This is a genomic window from Streptomyces sp. NEAU-174 (assembly GCF_052665095.1).
The window spans coordinates 275,559-294,110 of sequence record NZ_JBQTCE010000003.1 but is presented as its reverse complement, the minus strand read 5'-3'; the positions used below and the strand labels follow the sequence as shown (position 1 = coordinate 294,110).

Below are 18,552 nucleotides of genomic sequence, written 5' to 3'. Positions count from 1 at the left end.
CCCCCGCTCCCGGACGGCTGGATTTGACCGGTACGGCGGCCGGGACTCACGTCGTGGCGGCCTGCCGGGTCGGACCCACCTGGCCCCGGTGGGCGCCCGATGCCGAGCGGGGCATCCGTCCGGCCGGCCGGGCCCGCTCGTGCGCGGCCCACGTGCCCGCCCGGCGGCCGGGCCGCTATGAAGGCGCCGCCCCGCCTGGGGCGACCGCGCCGGGGCTCGTCCGCTCACCTCACCCCCGCGCGGGGTGGGCGGCGGCGGCCCGCCCCGTCACCGGCTGCCGTCGAGTGGCCGGTCGGGGCCCCGGCCCGAGGCGGGGCTCACCTCGTGGCGGCCGGGGCCGTCGTCAAAGGGAGGCGGGCGGTGAATTGGGCGCCGCCGTCGGGGGAGGTGGTCACTTCCACCGTGCCCGCGTTGCGGCGGGCGGCCTGCTGGACCAGGGCCAGGCCGAGGCCGCGGCCCGCGGACTTCGTGCTCCAGCCGCGGCGGAAGACCTCCTCGGCCGCCGCCGGGTCGAGCCCGGCGCCGGTGTCCGACACGCGCAGGGTCAGCTCGCCGGCGTCCGCGCGGGCGGTGACCGTGACGCGGGCGCTGCGCGGGGCCGACTCGTTGCCGACGCCCTCGGCGGCCGCGTCCGTGGCGTTGTCGATGAGGTTGCCGAGGATGGTCACCAGGTCGCGGGCGGGCAGGCCGGGCGGGAGGACGCCGTCGTCGATGCGGCTGTCGGGAGCCAGGACGAGCTCGACGCCGCGCTCACTGGCCTGGGCCGCCTTGCCCAGCAGCAGGGCGGCCAGGACGGGCTCGGCGACGGCCGCCACCACCTGGTCGGTCAGCGCCTGGGCCAGCTCCAGCTCGGCGGTGGCGAAGTCGACCGCCTCGTCCTCCCGGCCCAGTTCGATCAGCGAGACGACGGCATGCAGCCGATTCGCGGCCTCATGGGCCTGGGAGCGCAGCGCCTCCGCGAAGCCGCGCAGCGAGTCCAGCTCGCCGGAGAGCGCCTGGAGCTCGGTGTGGTCGCGCAGGGTGACGACCGTGCCGCGCTGCTCACCGCTGCTCACCGGCGAGGTGTTGACGACCACGACCCGCTCCGCGGTCAGATGCAGTTCGTCCACGCGCGGCTCGGCGGCCAGCAGGGCGCCGGTCAGCGCGGGCGGCAGGCCCAGCTCGGAGGCGTAGCGGCCGACGGAGTCCTCGGGCAGGCCGAGCAGCTCCCGCCCCCCGTCGTTGATCAGCGCGATCCGCCGCTGGCCGTCCAGCATCAGCAGCCCCTCGCGCACGGCGTGCAGCGCGGCCTGGTGGTAGTCGTGCATCCGGCTCAGCTCGGCCGCGTTCATCCCGTGCGTATGGCGGCGCAGCCGGGCGTTGATCACATACGCGCACAGGCCGCCGAGCGCGAGCGCGGCGGCCGCCACGCCGAGCAGCGCGAGCAGCTGCCGGCGCACCTGGGCGCTGATGGTGTCCACGGTTATCCCCGCGCTGACCAGCGCGGTGATCCGGCCGTCGGCGCGGGCGTCGCGCACCGGGGCGACCACGCGCACGGAGGAGCCGAGCGTGCCGGTGTAAGTCTCGTCGAAGATCCGCCCGCGCAGCGCGGGCTTGATGTGGCCGAGATAGGTCGCGCCGATCTGGTCCGGATCGGGGTGCGCCCAGCGCACCCCGTGGGTATCCATGATCGTGACGAAGGTGACGCCGGTGTCCCGGCGCACCTTCTCCGCGTACGGCTGGAGCCGGGCCGTGGGGTCCTTCGACCGCGCGGCCTCGGCGACCGACGGCGAGTCGGCGACGGCCACCGCGGCGGCGGTCGCCCGCTGCCGCGCGGCCACCACCGCCTGCTCGCGGTCGGTGACGTAGGCGAAGACGGCGCATCCGGCCACCAGGGCGGCGACCAGCACGACCTGCATCGCGAAGAGCTGGCCCGCCAGGCTCCGGGGGTGGGGAATGCGCATGGCCATCAGTCTGCACACGCATCTTTGTGTGAACGAAATGAACGGAAGGGTGACCCCCGTCACAGGCTGGGGCATAGTCGCCGGGACCGTTCAAGGCGGTGTGCGAGCCGCACACAGTACAGCGCCGGGACAGTTGGACGGCAGAACAGAAGGAGGCAGCACCGTGGCTGCGGACACCACGCCGCCCGCATCCGGGCGTACGGAACCGGATGGGACGAAGCCGAAGAAAGAAAGGATTCACTACCTCTACCTCGCCGTCATCGGCGCGGTGGCGCTCGGCATCCTCGTGGGCTTCGTGGCCCCCGATACGGCGGTGGAGCTCAAGCCCATCGGCGAAGGCTTCGTCAACCTCATCAAGATGCTGATCTCGCCGATCATCTTCTGCACGATCGTGCTCGGCGTCGGCTCGGTGCGCAAGGCGGCGAAGGTCGGCGCGGTCGGCGGTCTGGCGCTCGGCTACTTCATGGTGATGTCGACCGTGGCCCTCGCGATCGGCCTGGTCGTCGGCAACTTCCTCGAGCCCGGCAGCGGCCTGCACATGAGCCATGAGGCGGCCCAGGCCGGGCAGAGCCAGGCCGAGGGCGCCTCCGAGTCGACGGCGGACTTCCTGCTCGGGATCATCCCGAAGACGCTGGTCTCCGCCTTCACCGAGGGCGAGGTGCTCCAGACCCTGTTCGTGGCCCTCCTCGCGGGCTTCGCCCTCCAGGCGATGGGCAAGGCGGGCGAGCCGGTGCTGCGCGGCGTAGGCCACATCCAGCAGCTCGTCTTCAAGCTGCTGTCGATGGTCATGTGGGCCGCCCCGATCGGTGCCTTCGGCGCGATCGCCGCCGTGGTCGGCGAGACCGGTCTGGACGCGCTCAAGGCGCTCGCGGTCATCATGGTCGGCTTCTATGTGACCTGTGCGCTCTTCGTCTTCCTCGTCCTCGGGACGATCCTGCGGCTGGTCGCGGGCATCAACATCTTCCTGCTGCTGAAGTACCTGGCGCGGGAGTTCCTGCTGATCCTGTCGACGTCCTCCTCCGAGTCGGCGCTGCCGCTGCTGATCGCGAAGATGGAGCACGCGGGCGTCAGCCGGCCGGTCGCCGGTATCACCGTCCCCACGGGCTACTCCTTCAACCTGGACGGCACCGCCATCTACCTGACGATGGCCTCGCTGTTCATCGCCGAGGCCATGGGCGACCCGCTCTCCATAGGCCAGCAGATATCCCTGCTCGTCTTCATGGTCGTGGCGTCCAAGGGCGCCGCCGGTGTGACCGGCGCGGGCATGGCGACGCTGGCGGGCGGTCTCCAGTCGCACCGGCCCGAACTGGTCGACGGCGTCGGCCTGATCGTCGGCATCGACCGCTTCATGAGCGAGGCCCGCGCCCTCACCAACTTCGCGGGCAACGCGGTCGCGACCGTCCTGGTCGGCACCTGGACCAAGGAGATCGACAAGGAGCGGATGAACGAAGTCCTCGCCGGACGGCTGCCGTTCGACGCGGAGGGCTTCGCCCGCAGTGGTGGCGGCCACGGTCCGGCCGCGGACTCCGAGGCGGCCGAGGGCAAGTCCCTCCCCGAGCGGCGTGACGGTGACACGGCGAAGGAGCACGTGCCCGCCTGACACCCCACGCGCAACGCGGCCCTGCCCTCCTGAATCGGGGCAGGGCCGCTGCGCGTCTCACGGGGCTGGACCGTGGCCGTACGACCGTCGCACGACGAATGGCGCCCCGCGTCTTCCCCCCGTTGGAAGACGCGAGACGCCGGCATGGGCCCGGCCGTCAACGGCCCTTGGCGGTGCTGGGCTGGTCCTCAGCGCCGCATAGCGATGCTTTCCCCTCCCCGCCCCTTCCCGCTACCAGGGGCTCCGCCCCTGGACCCCCCCATTCCAGCCCCTCCGGCGTTTGAGGAGCGGGGGCTGGGGCGGAGCCCCACCACGCGGCGGAGCCGCATATCGATGCTTCGGAAAGGGGCGGGGAGGGGAGCAGCCTGCCGCAGGCGTACGCGTACCGCCGGACACCTCCTACCGCTCGCCGTCCGGCGCCCGCCGCAGTTGCTCCGGGAGGGCCGTCCACTCGGGGCCCTGGCGCAGGGGTTTGACCCAGGCGATGTTCCCGCCGGTGTCCACATAGGCGACCCGCCCCATGGCCTCGCGCTCGAGGTCGTAGACGAGCTCGCCGATCCGTGGTGTGCTCCGTGTTCCTCCTGCGGTGGTCATGAGCCGCCTCCCCGGCACCTCACTGCCATACCGTCCCCCGTTCATCGTCGGAAGAGGGGCCCGGAGACCGGAGAGTTCCGGTCCGGCCGCCGCCGTCAGCGGTGACCGGGGAGTGCTTCTGGTGCCCGTGGGACCCTCGAACACTCGTAGGGTGCTACGAGCCGCTGATATCCGGCTGATGCCTCGCTGACCCGAACCCGTGGGTAGGCTTCCAAGTGGTCACAGTGAAATCTCTGGTACCAACGGGGGCAGTGTGTGGATGGGACCGAGTTTCGCCTGTTGGGACCGGTCGGAATATGGCAGGGCGAGCGTCTGTTGGGGCCGACCGCCGCACAGCAGCGGTCCGTTCTGGCGATGCTGCTGATGGCCTCCGGCCGCGTGGTGTCCGTCGACAGGCTGGTGTTGGCAGTATGGGGCGAGGATCCGCCGGGGTCCGCGCGAAACGCCGTACAGGTACAGATTTCCAAGCTGCGGCGGATCCTGTCCGCCCTGCCCGGGGCCGAGTTGACGACGTCGGCGAAGGGCTATTCCCTGACCGTCGCGCGTGAGCAGGTCGATCTGCACCGCTTCCGCGATCTGGTGCGGGCCGCGCGGGAGGCTCCCAAGGACGCCGGGGCCACCGGGGAGCCCGAGGCCGCCGTTGCCGCCGAGGCCCGGGCCGGAGAGCTGTTGCGCGCCGCGCTCCACCTGTGGCGCGGGCCCGCGCTGTCCGATGTCGCGGGCGGCTGGCTGCCCGAGACCCTGGGCGCCGGTCTGGAGGAGGAACGGCGTGCGGCGGTCGAGGAGTGCGCCGCGATCGACCTGCGCTCCGGACGCCACCACGAGGCCGCCGCGGAGCTGTCCGTCCTGGTGGCCGAACACCCCCTGCGGGAACGCTCGGTGGCGCTGCTGATGGAGGCGCTGCGGCGCTGTGGCAGGCGGGCCGACGCCCTCGCGCTGTTCCGCTCCACCCGCCGGAGGTACGTGGAGGAGCTGGGCATCGAGCCCGGCGACGAGCTCCAGCGGCTCCACCGGCAGGCGCTCGAGGACAGCCGGGACGGCCGGGGCAGTCAGGACGGCAGGGACGGCAGGGACGGCAAGGACGGCCGGTCCGGGGACGCCTCCGGGCCGTCCGGCGGGCACGGGAGCGCTCCCCCGACCCCACCCGACGCGGCCCCCGCCCCCGCCCCGGAGGGCACCCCCGCCACCGACGAGCCCCCCGAACCCGCCCCCGAACCCGCCGCCGAACCCTCGGGCACGCCCGCCACCACCCCCGAGCCGCTCACCGCCGTCACCGCCGTACCCCAGCAACTCCCCTCCGACGTCGCCCACTTCACCGGCCGTGAGCGCGAACTGGCCGGGCTGGACGCCCTGCTGCCCGCCGGCACGGGCGAGGCCGGGGCCGGGGACGGGGGGCGGCCGCCCACGGCCGCGAGGATCACCGTGATCGCGGGCAGCGGCGGCCTCGGCAAGACCACCCTCGCGGTGCACTGGGCCCACCGCGTCCGCGACCGGTTCCCCGACGGCCAGCTCTATGTGAATCTGCGCGGCTTCGGCCCCACCGACTCGGCCATGACCGTCGCCGAGGCCGTACGGGGCTTCCTGGACGCCTTCCAGGTGCCCGCCCACCGGATCCCCGCCACGCTGGAGGCGCAGACCGCGCTGTACCGGAGCCTGCTGGCCGACCGCCGGATGCTGATCCTCCTCGACAACGCCCGGGACGCCGAGCAGGTGCGGCCCCTGCTGCCCGGTTCCCCCGGCTGTCTGGTGGTGCTGACCAGCCGTAACGAGCTCACCAGCCTGGTCGTCGCCGAGCAGGCCCAGCCGCTGCCGCTGGATCTGCTCGACCGCGACGAGGCGCGCGAACTGCTGATCAGCCGGGTGGGCGCCGAGCGGGTGGCCGCCGAACCCGAGGCCGTGGAGGAGGTCATCACGGTGTGCGCCGGGCTGCCGCTCGCGCTCGCCATCGTGGCCGCCCGCGCCGCCACCCACCCCCGCTTCGGCCTGGAGGCGCTCGCCGGGGAGCTGCGCGACGCCCGCGGCAGCCTCGACGCGTTCGAGGGCGGGGACGCCACCACCGACGTCCGGGCCGTCTTCTCCTGGTCGTACCACACCCTGGGCGCCGACGCCGCCCGGCTGTTCCGGCTGCTGGGCGTCCACCCGGGCCCCGATATCGCGGCCCCCGCGGCCGCCAGCCTGGTGGGGATCCCGGTGCCGCAGGCCCGCCGGCTGCTGATCCAGCTGACCCGGGCACATCTGATCACCGAGCGCGCCCCCGGTCAGTACGGCTTCCACGATCTGCTGCGCGCCTACGCCATGGAGCTCACCCAGGCGTACGACGCGCCGGAGGAGCGCCGCACCGCGCTGCACCGGATGCTCGACCACTATCTGCACACCGCCGTGGCCGCCGGGAGGGCCTTCACCCCGCACCGGGAGCCGATCACGGTCGAACCGGTCCGGCCCGGCGTCAGCGTCGGCGAGTTCGCGGGGCACGGCCAGGCGCTGCTCTGGTTCATCGTCACTTATCCGGCGCTGATGGCCGCCCTACAGGAGGCCGCCGAGGCCGGATTCGAGACCCATGCCTGGCAACTGGCCTGGTCGCTGACCGAGTTCCTGGACCAGCGCGGCCACTGGCACGACCAGCGCACCGTGCACCGGATCGCCCTGGGGTCGGCCCACCGCATCCGCGACCTCACCGGCCAGGCCCACTCCTGCTACGCGCTGGGCCTCGCCGATCTGCGGATGGGGCGCTACGACCGGGCCCGCGGCCATCTGGTGCGCGCCCTGAACCTGCACCGCGAGACCGGCAACGCCGTCGGCCAGGCCCTGGCCCATGGCGCGCTCAACCTCGCCAGCGAGCGGGAGGGGCGCCATGACGAGGGGCTGCACCACGCGCTGCGCGCCCTGAAGCTGTACCGGGCGGCGGGCCACCGCAGCGGCGAGGCGTACGCCCTGAACAACGTCGGCTGGGCGTACGCCATGCTGGGCGACTTCCAGCAGACCCTCGTCCACTGCGAGAAGGCGCTGACCATGCTGCGGCAGGCGGGGGACAGGCGCGGGGAGTCCGCCGCCTGGGACAGCCTCGGCTACGCCTACAGCCACGTCGGCGACCACCAGCAGGCCATCAGCTGCTACCGGCACGCGGTGGATCTGCGGCGCGGCCGGGGCGAGCGGGTCCGGGAGGCCGAGTCCCTGCACCGGCTGGGCAGCGCCCAGCTCGCCGCCGGGGACCGGGCCGGGGCCCGCCGCAGCTGGCAGCGGGCCCTGACCCGGTTCGACTCCCTCGGCCACCCCGACGCCCACCGGGTCCGGGACGGCCTCACCGGGCTGGGCCCGATGGCTGACAATGGCTGACGGGACGTAAGGCCGAGGCCGTGCGGCAGGGCGGCGGGGCGTCCGTACGGCTCAGGCGGGCCGCAGCCAGATCGTGCCCAGCGGCGGCAGCACCGGCAGGATGGAGGCCGGACGGCCGTGCCACCCCGTGGGCCCGGCCTTCAGCGGCTCGGCGTTGACCACGCCACCGCCGCCGTAAGCCCGGTCGTCGGTGTTCAGCACCTCGCGCCACACCGGCACCCCCTCCGGCGTCCCGACGCGGTACTCATGCCGGACCACCGGGGAGAAGTTGCTGATGGCCAGCAGCGGAGACCCCTCGGCGTCGTAGCGGAGGAAGGCGAAGACATTGTCCTCGCGGGCATCGCCCTCGATCCAGGAGAAGCCCTCGGGGTCGGTGTCCCGCTGCCACAGCGCGGGCGTGGCCGCGTACGTCCGGTTGAGGTCGCGGACCAGGTCGCGGACGCCCCGGTGGTCGGGCTCGGCGGAGTACGACGGGTCCAGCAGCCACCAGTCGGGGCCGTGCGCCTCCGACCACTCGGCGCCCTGCGCGAACTCCTGGCCCATGAAGAGCAGTTGCTTGCCCGGGTGGGCCCACATGAAGCCGAGGTAGGCGCGGTGGGTGGCGCGCCGCTGCCACCAGTCGCCGGGCATCTTCGACACCAGGGCCCGCTTGCCGTGCACCACCTCGTCGTGCGAGATCGGCAGCACGTAGTTCTCGCTGTACGCGTACACCATCGAGAACGTCATCTCGTGGTGGTGATAGGCGCGGTGCACCGGCTCGTGCGCGAGATAGCCCAGCGAGTCGTGCATCCACCCCATGTTCCACTTCAGCCCGAAGCCGAGGCCGCCGAACCCGCTGGGGCCCACGTGGTGGGTGGCGCGGGTGACCCCGTCCCACGCGGTCGACTCCTCGGCGATGGTGACCACGCCCGGGCAGCGGCGGTAGACGGTCGCGTTCATCTCCTGGAGGAAGGCGACCGCGTCCAGGTTCTCCCGGCCGCCGTGCGCGTTGGGCGTCCACTGGCCGGGCTCGCGGGAGTAGTCGAGGTAGAGCATGGAGGCGACGGCGTCCACGCGCAGGCCGTCGATGTGGAACTCCTCGCACCAGTAGACCGCGTTCGCCACCAGGAAGTTGCGCACCTCCGGGCGCCCGTAGTCGAACTCCAGCGTGCCCCAGTCCGGGTGCGCGGCCCGCAGCGGATCGGCCGGCTCGTACAGCGGACGGCCGTCGAACTCCGCCAGCGCCCAGGCGTCCTTCGGGAAGTGCGCGGGCACCCAGTCCACGATGACCCCGATGTCCGCCCGGTGCAGCGCGTCCACCAGGTACTTGAAGTCGTCCGGGGTGCCGAGGCGGGCCGTGGGCGCGTAGAAGCCGGTCACCTGGTAGCCCCAGGAGCCGCCGAAGGGGTGCTCGGCCACCGGCATCAGCTCGACGTGGGTGAAGCCCAGGTCCTTGACGTACGCCGGGAGCTGCTCGGCGAGCTGCCGGTAGGTCAGCCCCGGCCGCCACGACGGCAGGTGCACCTCGTAGACGGAGAACGGCAGCTCATGGACGCGCCCGCCCTTCCGCCGCGCCATCCACGCGTCATCGCCCCACTCGTGGTGCGAGGCGTGGACGACGGAGGCGGTGGCGGGCGGGCACTCGGTGCGCCGCGCCATCGGGTCGGCGCGCAGGGAGTGGCCGCCGTCGGGCCCGGCGATCTCGAACTTGTAGAGCGCGCCCTCGCCCACGCCCGGCAGGAACAGCTCCCATACGCCGCTGCCGCCGAGCGAGCGCATCGGCAGCGCGGTGCCGTCCCAGTAGGTGAAGTCGCCGGTGAGCCGCACCCCGAGGGCATTGGGCGCCCATACGGTGAAGCGGGTGCCGGAGACGCCCTGGTGGGTCATCGGCCGCGCGCCGAGCGCCCGCCACAGCTCCTCGTGGCGGCCCTCGCCGATCAGGTGCAGATCGAGTTCGCCGATGGCGGGCAGGAAGCGGTACGGGTCGTGCAGCTCCAGCTCGGCGTCCTCGTACGCCACCAGCAGCCGGTAGTCCGGGATCTCCCGCAGCGGCAGCACCCCGGAGAACAGCCCGTCCCCCTCGGCCCGCAGCCGCGCGCGCAGCCCGGCGGCGGCGACGGTCACCGACCGGGCGTACGGGCGCAGGGTCCGGAACAGCACCCCGCCGGGCACGGGGTGGGCGCCGAGCACCGCGTGCGGGTCGTGATGCGTCCCGGCCAGCAGCCGCCGCCGGTCCTCGCCCGCCGGCGCGGGCGCGGCCCGCACCCCGCGCTCGTCCTCCACCACGTTGTCCGGGCCCGCGCCGCCCCCGGCCACGGGCCGCCCGGCCACCCGCGACGGCCCGCCCGCGCCGCCGCCCTCCTCGTGCGGCTCCTCGCCCGTGCGGGGCGCCCGGGGCACGGGCGGTGAGCCGTAGGACACCTGGGCCTCGCGGCTCGGCCGGGGCCCGTCGGCGGGTGCGGGGGACGTGGTCGGCGCCGAGCGGTCCGCGCTCCCGCCCGGCCGGGCGGATGCGTCCCGGTGGGCGGTGGCGGGTTCGGTCCGTGTGGGGGTGCGGGCGGAGAGGAACGTCGCCGGGACCGCCGGGCCGGCTGTGGCGCCGGTGGCGGCGGGCGCGTGGCCCGGTCCCTCGTCGGACGGGTACTGGCCGGACGGCGGTCGTGCGGTCACGGGGTGGTCCTCCCGGGGGTGTCGGGGGTCGGACGGAACGGTCGGAAGCGGGAATCGGAGAGGCGGGGGAAGGAGGGGGGCGGTGGGGCCGCGGTCCGGGGGAACCGGGGGCCCCGGGCCCCGGCTCCCGGTCGGGGTCCGGCCGGGGGGGCGGCCCCGGGGTCAGGCTCGGGTGGTGGCGGCCAGGCGGTGGATCGCGGTCATCGGGACGGACAGCCAGTCGGGGCGGTGCCGCGCCTCGTAGAGCACCTCGTAGACGGCCTTGTCGGTCTCATGGGCGCGCAGCAGCTCCGGCTCGTCGCGCGGATCGGTGCCGGACGCCTCCGCGTAGCCCGCGCAGTACGCGGCGCGGGTGCGGCCCGCCCACTCCTGCGGGTGCTCATGGCGTCCCACGGCCGCCGCGTAGTCGAAGGACCGCAGCATGCCCGCGATGTCGCGCACCGGCGGCTGCGGGCGGCGCCGCTCGGCCAGCGGACGGGACGGCTCGCCCTCGAAGTCGATGAGCGACCACCGCCCGCCTCCTCCGCCGTCCACGCCGTCCCCGCCGTTTCCCGTGAGCAGCGCCTGCCCCAGGTGCAGATCGCCGTGGATGCGCTGGGCCGCCCAGGTGCGGCCCGCCCGTCCCAGCGCGGCCAGGTCCTCGTACGCGCCGTGCAGCGCGGTGCGGTACGGCTGGAGGGCGGGCACCGCGGCGGCGGCCGAGTCGAGCCGTTCGCTCATGGCGGCCGCGAGGTGCTCGATCTGCGGGCGGCGCAGCACGGAGGTGGGCAGTGCGCGGGCCATCGCCAGATGGACCTCGGCGGTCGCGTGCCCCAGCGCGCGGGCGGCGTCGGCGAAGTCGCCGTCGGCGGCCAGGGCGTCCAGCGCGAGCTGCCAGCCGTCCCGGGAACCGGTCAAGAAGGGCTGGAGCACCCCCAGGGTGAACGGCTCCGGCCGTGGCCCGGCGCCCTCGGCCGGGGGCTCGGCCTCGAACCAGGCGGCGGGCGCGGGCACCCGGGAGCAGCCGGTGCGGGCGAGCGCGAGGGGGAGTTCCAGGTCCGGGTTGGTGCCGGGGCTGACCCGCCGGAAGAGCTTGAGAATAAACGTATCGCCGTAAACCACCGAGGAGTTGGACTGCTCGGCGGTCATCACCCGGGGCGCGAGCGCGGAGGGGATCGCGCTGGACGGCTCCCGTACGAAGCGCAGCGGGCCGAGCCGCCCGGGCATCCGCAGCCGCTCCAGCAGCAGCGTGGTGAGCCGGGGGTCGGCCAGCGCCTCGTACACCGTCTGCCCGTCCAGCGGACCGCCGCCGGGCCGGCCGATGAGCGCGGGGGCGAGCGACGGCGGCAGGGCGGGGCGTGCCCCGAGCAGCAGCTGGTAGCAGTCGCTGGCCGCCGCCCCGCGCCGGTGGCCGCAGCCGAAGCCGTGCCGGTGGCCGGGCGGCTCCGGCTGCTCGGCGCGGATCAGCAGATGGAGCAGCCCGGGCGTGCCGCCGCTCGCCCGCCACGGCAGCAGCTCGGTCGCGGAGACCAGCGCGAAGCCGGTGACGGGACGGCCCTTGCCCGCGAACCAGCGCTGCCGGGGCAGCCACTCGGCGAGCAGCGGCGCGAGCGAGGTGAGCAGCCCGGGCGGGCCCGCGGCCGCGGCGGTGCGGACCGCGGCCGGTGGGGGCTGGTCCCGCGGTACGGCGGTCGGCGGGTGATGTGCCCCCCGGGAGAGCGGAGCTTCCGGCATGGCGTCGCGTCCTTTCCCCGGGCACACGACAGATCAGGGCAAAGTGTCCCGGATTGCGGCATTGACTGTGCGACGGTGCGGGACGTGTCGGGCGAGGATCGTCCGTACGGCGAGCCCGGTGAACGCCATCGGGCCCGCCGGTGACGGTGTGAGTACAGAGTGCCCATGACGGGGGGTCGAAAACGCCCGTACGCGCCCGAGATGGACGCGTACGGATGACCCCACGGCGGAGCTGGCGCCTGCGGCGGGCTGTTCCCCACCCCGCCCCTTCCCGAAACTGGGGCATCCGCCCCAGACCCCGTGCCGGGGCTCCGCCCCTGGACCCCGGACGCCCTTCGGGCGTGTCCTCAAACGCCGGACGGGCTGAAATCAGCCCCTCCAGGGGGCACCTCCCAGCGGTAGCTGGGGGAGTTTGAGGAGCGGGGCCTGGGGCGGAGCCCCAGTTGAGGGAAGGGGCGGGTAGGGGAAAGCATCGCTCAGCCGACGCGGTCCGCCCAGCGCCCCACCGGCTCGCCGCGCCGCAGCCGGAACCAGTAGAAGCCGTGCCCGGCCAGCGTGAGCAGATACGGCAGCTCGCCGATGGCCGGAAAGCGGACCCCGCCGATCAACTCGACCGGATGGCGGCCGGCGAAGGACTGGAGGTCCAGCTCGGTGGGCTGGGCGAAGCGCGAGAAGTTGTTCACGCACAGCACCAGGTCGTCCTCGCCGTCCCGGGTCGTCGGAGCCTCGCGCAGGAACGCGAGGACAGCCGGGTTGGAGGACGGCAGCTCGGTGAAGGAGCCGAGCCCGAAGGCGGGGTTCTGCTTACGGATCTCGATCATCCGCCGGGTCCAGTGCAGCAGCGAGGACGGGCTGCTCATGGCCGCCTCGACATTGGTGACCTGATAGCCGTAGACCGGGTCCATGATGGTCGGCAGGAACAGGCGCCCCGGATCGCAGGAGGAGAAGCCCGCGTTCCGGTCGGGGGTCCACTGCATGGGGGTGCGCACGGCGTCGCGGTCGCCGAGCCAGATGTTGTCGCCCATGCCGATCTCGTCCCCGTAGTAGAGGATCGGCGAGCCGGGCAGGGACAGCAGCAGCGCGGTGAACAGCTCGATCTGGTTGCGGTCGTTGTCCAGCAGGGGCGCCAGTCGTCTGCGGATGCCGATGTTGGCCCGCATCCTCGGATCCTTGGCGTACTCCGCGTACATGTAGTCGCGCTCTTCGTCGGTGACCATCTCCAGCGTCAGCTCGTCGTGGTTGCGCAGGAAGATGCCCCACTGACAGCCGGAGGGGATGGCGGGGGTCTTGGCGAGGATCTCCGAGACCGGGTAGCGGGACTCGCGCCGCACCGCCATGAAGATGCGCGGCATCACCGGGAAGTGGAAGGCCATATGGCATTCGTCGCCGCCCGCCGAGAAGTCGCCGAAGTAGTCGACGACGTCCTCCGGCCACTGATTGGCCTCGGCCAGCAGCACGGTGTCCGGATAGTGGGCGTCGATCTCGGCCCGGACGCGCCGGAGCATCTCATGCGTCCGGGGCAGGTTCTCGCAGTCGGTGCCCTCCTCGGCGTACAGATACGGGACGGCGTCGAGCCGGAATCCGTCGATGCCCAGGTCCAGCCAGAAGCGCAGGGCGGCCAGTACCTCCTCCTGGACGGCGGGGTTCTCGAAGTTGAGGTCCGGCTGGTGCGAGAAGAAGCGGTGCCAGTAGTACTGCTTACGTACCGGATCAAAGGTCCAGTTGGACGTCTCGGTGTCGACGAAGATGATCCGCGCGTCCTGGTACTGCTTGTCGTCGTCGGCCCAGACGTAGTAGTCGCCGTACGGTCCGTCCGGGTCGCTGCGGGACTCCTGGAACCACGGATGCTGATCACTCGTGTGGTTCATGACAAAGTCAATGATCACGCGCATCCCGCGCTGATGAGCGGCGTCGACGAACTCCACGAAGTCGGCGAGGTCACCGAACTCCGGCAGCACGGCGGTGTAGTCCGAGACGTCGTAGCCGCCGTCGCGCAGCGGTGAGGCGAAGAACGGCGGCAGCCACAGGCAGTCCACGCCCAGCCATTGCAGATAGTCCAGCTTGGCCGTCAGGCCCTTGAGGTCGCCGACGCCGTCGCCGTTGCTGTCCTGGAAGGAGCGGACCAGGACCTCGTAGAAGACCGCGCGCTTGAACCAGTCGGGATCGCGGTCGCCCGCGGGCGTGTCCTCGAATGTGTCCGGTACGGGCTCGTTGACGATCATGTTGTGGGTGACCCTCCGATCGGTGAGGACGGTCGCAGGGACAGCACATGCGCCGGAGCCATATCCCGCCCCGGCTCCAGGCGCACATAGTTGTCCCTGCCCCAGTGATAGGTCTCGCCGGTGAGCTCGTCGCGCACCGGGACGGACTCATGCCACTCGAGGCCGAGTTCCGGCATGTTCAACGAGACCGTCGCCTCCTGGGTGTGGTGAGGGTCGAGGTTGACGACCGTGACCACACACGAGTCGCCCGCGCGCTTGGAGTAGACGATGACGGAATCGTTGTCGGCGTGGTGGAATCTGAGGTTGCGCAGCCGGCGCAGGGCGGGATGGCGGCGGCGCACCCGGTTCAGCCGGGCCAGCAGCGGGGTGATCGTTCTTCCCTCGCGCTCGGCCGCCGCCCAGTCGCGCGGCCGGAGCTGGTACTTCTCCGAGTCCAGGTACTCCTCGCTGCCGGGGCGCACCGGGGTGCCCTCGCACAGTTCGTAGCCCGCGTAGACGCCCCAGGCGGGGGAGAGGGTGGCGGCCAGCACGGCCCGCACCTCGAAGGCGGGGCGGCCGCCCTCCTGGAGGTAGGCGTGCAGGATGTCGGGGGTGTTGACGAAGAAGTTGGGCCGCATCCAGGCGGCGGCGTCCCCCGACAGCTCGGTGAGGTAGTCGGTGAGCTCCTGCTTGGTGTTCCGCCAGGTGAAGTAGGTGTACGACTGGTGGAAGCCGACCGCGCCGAGGGCGTTCAGCATCGCCGGGCGGGTGAACGCCTCGGAGAGGAAGAGGACATCGGGGTCGGAGCGGTGGATGTCGCCGAGCACCTTCTCCCAGAAGACCACCGGCTTGGTGTGCGGATTGTCCACCCGGAAGATCCGCACCCCGTGCGCCATCCAGAGGCGCAGCACCCGCTCGGTCTCCCGGACCAGCCCGTGGAAGTCCCGGTCGAACGCGAGCGGATAGATGTCCTGGTACTTCTTGGGCGGGTTCTCGGCGTACGCGATGGTGCCGTCGGCGCGCTGGTGGAACCACTCGGGGTGCTGGGAGACCCAGGGGTGGTCCGGGGAGCACTGGAGCGCGAAGTCCAGCGCCACCTCCATGCGCAGCTCCCGGGCGCGCGCCACGAAGTGGTCGAAGTCCTCGAAGGTGCCGAGGTCGGGGTGGATCGCGTCATGGCCGCCGTCGGCCGAGCCGATGGCCCAGGGCGAGCCCACGTCGAAGGGGCCCGCGGAGAGCGTGTTGTTGGGGCCCTTGCGGAAGGCGGTGCCGATGGGGTGGATCGGCGGCAGATAGACCACGTCGAAGCCCGCGGCGGCGATCGCGGGCAGCCGCTCGGCGGCGGTGCGCAGGGTGCCGCTGACCGGCCGCCGCCCCTCGGTCACCTTGGCGCCCTCCGAGCGCGGGAAGAGCTCGTACCAGGAGCCGAACAGCGCGCGCTCCCGGTCCACCTGGAGCGGCATGGGGCGCGAGGAGGTGACCAACTCCCGCAGCGGATGGCGGTCGAGGGCGTCGGTCACATCGGGCGCGAGGGCGGCGGCGAGCCGGTCGGCCACCGGGCGGCGCTCGTCGCGCAGCCCGTCGACGGCCGCCAGCACCGCCTCCCGGCCGTCGTTCTTGGGCACTCCGGCCGCCGCGCGCTCATGCAGCAGGGCGCCCTCCTCCAGGACCAGGTCGGTGTCGATCCCGGCCGGGACCTTGATGCGGGCGTGATGGCGCCAGGTGGCGATCGGATCGCTCCACGCCTCGACCGTGTACGTCCAGCGGCCGGGCGCGCCGGGGGTGACCTCGGCGCCCCAGCGGTCGGTGCCGGGGGCGAGTTCACGCATCGGGGTCCAGGGGCCGGAGCGGCCGGACGGATCCCGGAGGACCACATTGGCGCTGACCGCGTCATGACCTTCCCGGAACACGGTGGCACTGACCTCGAAGGTCTCGTCCACCACCGCCTTGGCGGGGCGGCGGCCGCAGTCGATCAGCGGGCGGATATCCAGAATGGGAATGCGACCGATCATAGGATCACCTGACGGCAGTGCGGATGGAGACGCGGGGGCGGCTTTTGTCCTTTGTATCGGTTTTGCCGCCGGGCGTTGGGTTGCGGGCATGACAGCTCCTGTCCGCGTTCACTCTGGTGGGCGGATGGGGTCGGCCATGGGGGGCGCGCGTGGAAAGCCTTCCCCTGCGGAATGGGGAGACAATCCGGGTTCCCGTTAACTACCGGTTCGTAACGCGGGGTACATGAATCGACCCCGCCCGTAGGCGGGGCCGTCCACCCGATGCGTTCTGTGGTTACGTCAGTTGGCCACCCGCAGCAGACGGTTCGGCGAACCCGGGCCCGCGCCGCGCACCCGGCCCTTGCTCGCACCGGCCGTCAGCGCCGCCCCGACCTGGGCCGGAGTCGCGAAGCGATGACCGGCGAGATACAGCGCGGCGGCGCCCGCGACATGCGGGGCCGCCATCGAGGTGCCCGACAGCGTCCTGGCCGCCGTATCGCTCGCGCTGGACGCCGAGACGATCCGGTCCCCGGGCGCGAACAGGTCAACTCCCGGGCCCCAGTTGGAGAATCCAGAGCGCCGGTCGGCGTGGTCGGTCGCGCCCACCGTGAGCGCCCCCGGCACCCGGCCCGGCGAGAACGAGGCGGCGGGCCGGTCCTGGTTGCCCGCCGCCACGGTGAAGACCAGACCGGCGGCGATCCCCGCCCGCACCGCCGCGTCCCACTGGGGCAGCGGGGTGGCGGCCGCCGAGCCCAGACTCAGATTGACCACCGCGGGCCGCCTGGCGTGTCGCAGCACCCAGTCCATTCCGGCCAGCACCTGCGCGATGGTGCCCTCGCCCCGGTCGTCCAGCACCCGTACGGCCACGATCGTGGCCTCCTTCGCCACGCCGTAGCGGGTGCCCGCGGCCGTGGCGGCCACATGGGTGCCATGGCCGTTGCCGTCCTCGGCCACCGGATCGTCGTCCACGAAGTCCCAGCCGGAGCGGGCCCGGCCGCCGAAGTCCTCATGGGAGGCGCGCACCCCGGAGTCGATCACATAGATCGTGGTGCCGTGCCCGCCGCCGCGGGGCGCGGTGTACGCCCCGTCCAGCCGCCGGTCCGGCTGGTCGATCCGGTCAAGACCCCACGGCGGCCGCGCCCGGCCGCGCGGCGGGGCCGGTAACCGCGCCCGGGACCAGCGCAGCGACACCCGCTCGTCCCGGGTCACCGAGGCGATCCGCGGATCGGCCGCCAGCCGCCCGGCCTGTGCCGCGTTCGCCCGTACCGCATAGCCGTTGAGCGCGGTGCGGTAGACCCGGCGCACCCGCGCCCCGTACCGCTCGATCAGCGCCCGGCCCGCCCCGGACGCCGCCGCGGGCGCTGCCGCGCCCCGCTTCAGGGCGACGATATAGCCGTGGGTCCCCGCCCCGCCCGTGGCCTGGACCCCCTGCGCGGGAACGGTCTGAGCGGGCGACAAGACCACCAGGACCACCGCGACGACGGCGGCCGGCGCCGCCACCCTCCGCCGGGGGCCCGCAGACGCACATGCCATGGAACGATCCCCTCCCCAACTCGACGGCGCAAGCGTCGCGTGGGACGAAAGATCCCGACAAGGGCGCATCAGGGGGCGTAGAACGCGACCGCCTCCCGCGACAGCAGCCGCAGCGCCGCCTCCGACGGTGACCCCGGCTCCGCCCCGTACATCAGCAGGGCCTGGCCCCCGGAGTCCGGCAGCCGGGTCATCTCGAAGTCCAGCTCCAGCGGCCCCACCAGCGGATGGTGGAAGGACTTGGTGCCGAAGGCGCACCGGCGCACCGGGTGGCGCGACCACAGCGCCGCGAACTCCTCGCTCTTCACGGTCAGTTCGCCGACCAGCTCCGCGAGCCGCCGGTCGTCGGGGTGCGCCCCGGCCACCAGCCGCAGCGAGGAGACCGCGCGCCGCGCCTCGCCCGTCCAGTCCGGATACAGCTCACGGGTGTGGGAGTCGAGGAACAGCATCCGCTGGGTGTTGGGCCGGTCGGCGGGGCGCTCGGGCGCGTCGGCGGGCAGATGTCCGGCGATCAGGGCGTGCCCCAGCGGATTCCACGCCAGGACGTCGAAGCGCAGGCCGAGGACCACGGCCGGTACGCCGTCCATCGCGGCGAGCAGCCGCCGGGTCGCCGGGCGCGCGGACTCGGCGCGCCGCGCGGGGCGCCGCCCGGCGCGCGGCGGCCGGGCCAGATTGCCGAGGTGCGCCCGCTCGTCCGGGCTCAGCCGCAGCGCGCGGGCGAGCGCGTCCAGCACCCCGTCCGAGGCGCTGGTGGACTGGCCCTGCTCCAGCCGCGTGTAGTACGCCGCGCTCACCCCGGCCAGCTGCGCCAGCTCCTCGCGGCGCAGCCCCGGGACCCGGCGCCGGGTCCCGTACGCGACCAGGCCGACGTCCTCGGGGCGCAGCCCGGCGCGGCGGGTGCGCAGAAAACTCCCCAGCTCGGCGGTTGTGTCCATACCCACCAGTGTCCGGCACGGGCGCGCGCCGTGCCTGTCCCTGTGAGGGTCAGGCACGGCGCG

10 protein-coding genes are annotated in these 18,552 nt (G+C 73.3%); 2 read left to right on the top strand and 8 right to left on the bottom strand.

Annotated features, from left to right (window positions below):
- Nucleotides 1-317 precede the first annotated feature (317 nt).
- Nucleotides 318-1,943, bottom strand: coding sequence for a sensor histidine kinase (locus tag ACT2CW_RS10640; protein ID WP_445516381.1), 1,626 nt, complete (start codon nt 1,941-1,943; stop codon nt 318-320).
- Nucleotides 1,944-2,106: 163 nt separating this feature from the next.
- Between ACT2CW_RS10640 and ACT2CW_RS10635 the strand changes: the two genes are divergently transcribed.
- Entirely contained in the window at nt 2,107-3,543 is a 1,437-nt protein-coding gene (locus tag ACT2CW_RS10635; RefSeq protein WP_445516380.1) for a cation:dicarboxylate symporter family transporter, read from the top strand.
- A gap of 399 nt (nt 3,544-3,942) precedes the next feature.
- Here ACT2CW_RS10635 and ACT2CW_RS10630 read toward each other — a convergent pair whose 3' ends face one another.
- Nucleotides 3,943-4,137, bottom strand: coding sequence for a hypothetical protein (locus tag ACT2CW_RS10630; RefSeq protein WP_445516379.1), 195 nt, complete (start codon nt 4,135-4,137; stop codon nt 3,943-3,945).
- A 315-nt stretch (nt 4,138-4,452) separates the two neighbouring features.
- On the opposite strand from ACT2CW_RS10630, the gene ACT2CW_RS10625 reads away from it, so the two are divergent.
- Nucleotides 4,453-7,470, top strand: a complete 3,018-nt coding sequence (locus ACT2CW_RS10625) for an AfsR/SARP family transcriptional regulator (protein ID WP_445516378.1) — start codon at nt 4,453-4,455, stop codon at nt 7,468-7,470.
- A gap of 51 nt (nt 7,471-7,521) precedes the next feature.
- Here ACT2CW_RS10625 and glgB read toward each other — a convergent pair whose 3' ends face one another.
- The 6 genes from glgB to ACT2CW_RS10595 form a co-directional block, all read right to left on the bottom strand.
- A complete protein-coding gene (gene glgB / locus ACT2CW_RS10620; RefSeq protein ID WP_445516665.1) occupies nt 7,522-9,732 on the bottom strand; it encodes a 1,4-alpha-glucan branching enzyme in 2,211 nt (736 codons plus the stop codon).
- A gap of 549 nt (nt 9,733-10,281) precedes the next feature.
- Nucleotides 10,282-11,832 carry a maltokinase N-terminal cap-like domain-containing protein gene (locus tag ACT2CW_RS10615; RefSeq protein WP_445516377.1) on the bottom strand — a complete coding sequence of 517 codons (1,551 nt, stop codon included), beginning with the start codon at nt 11,830-11,832 and terminating at the stop codon, nt 10,282-10,284.
- A gap of 476 nt (nt 11,833-12,308) precedes the next feature.
- Nucleotides 12,309-14,054, bottom strand: a complete 1,746-nt coding sequence (treS, locus tag ACT2CW_RS10610; RefSeq protein WP_445516376.1) for a maltose alpha-D-glucosyltransferase — start codon at nt 14,052-14,054, stop codon at nt 12,309-12,311.
- Entirely contained in the window at nt 14,051-16,045 is a 1,995-nt protein-coding gene (locus ACT2CW_RS10605; RefSeq protein ID WP_445516375.1) for an alpha-1,4-glucan--maltose-1-phosphate maltosyltransferase, read from the bottom strand. Before ACT2CW_RS10605 ends, treS begins: the two co-directional genes overlap by 4 nt.
- A 279-nt stretch (nt 16,046-16,324) precedes the next feature.
- Nucleotides 16,325-17,557 (bottom strand): S8 family peptidase, encoded by a 1,233-nt coding sequence (locus tag ACT2CW_RS10600; RefSeq protein WP_445516374.1) that lies wholly within the window; start codon nt 17,555-17,557, stop codon nt 16,325-16,327.
- A gap of 68 nt (nt 17,558-17,625) precedes the next feature.
- Complete coding sequence (locus ACT2CW_RS10595) at nt 17,626-18,489, bottom strand: helix-turn-helix domain-containing protein (protein ID WP_445516373.1); 864 nt, start codon at nt 18,487-18,489, stop codon at nt 17,626-17,628.
- Nucleotides 18,490-18,552 lie beyond the last annotated feature (63 nt).

Coding starts and splice junctions, on each gene's coding strand:
- ACT2CW_RS10640 (WP_445516381.1), bottom strand. CDS start 1,943: ATGCGCATTCCCCACCCCCGGAGCCTGGCGGGCCAGCTCTTCGCGATG.
- ACT2CW_RS10630 (WP_445516379.1), bottom strand. CDS start 4,137: ATGACCACCGCAGGAGGAACACGGAGCACACCACGGATCGGCGAGCTC.
- ACT2CW_RS10615 (WP_445516377.1), bottom strand. CDS start 11,832: ATGCCGGAAGCTCCGCTCTCCCGGGGGGCACATCACCCGCCGACCGCC.
- treS (WP_445516376.1), bottom strand. CDS start 14,054: ATGATCGTCAACGAGCCCGTACCGGACACATTCGAGGACACGCCCGCG.
- ACT2CW_RS10605 (WP_445516375.1), bottom strand. CDS start 16,045: ATGATCGGTCGCATTCCCATTCTGGATATCCGCCCGCTGATCGACTGC.
- ACT2CW_RS10600 (WP_445516374.1), bottom strand. CDS start 17,557: ATGGCATGTGCGTCTGCGGGCCCCCGGCGGAGGGTGGCGGCGCCGGCC.
- ACT2CW_RS10595 (WP_445516373.1), bottom strand. CDS start 18,489: ATGGACACAACCGCCGAGCTGGGGAGTTTTCTGCGCACCCGCCGCGCC.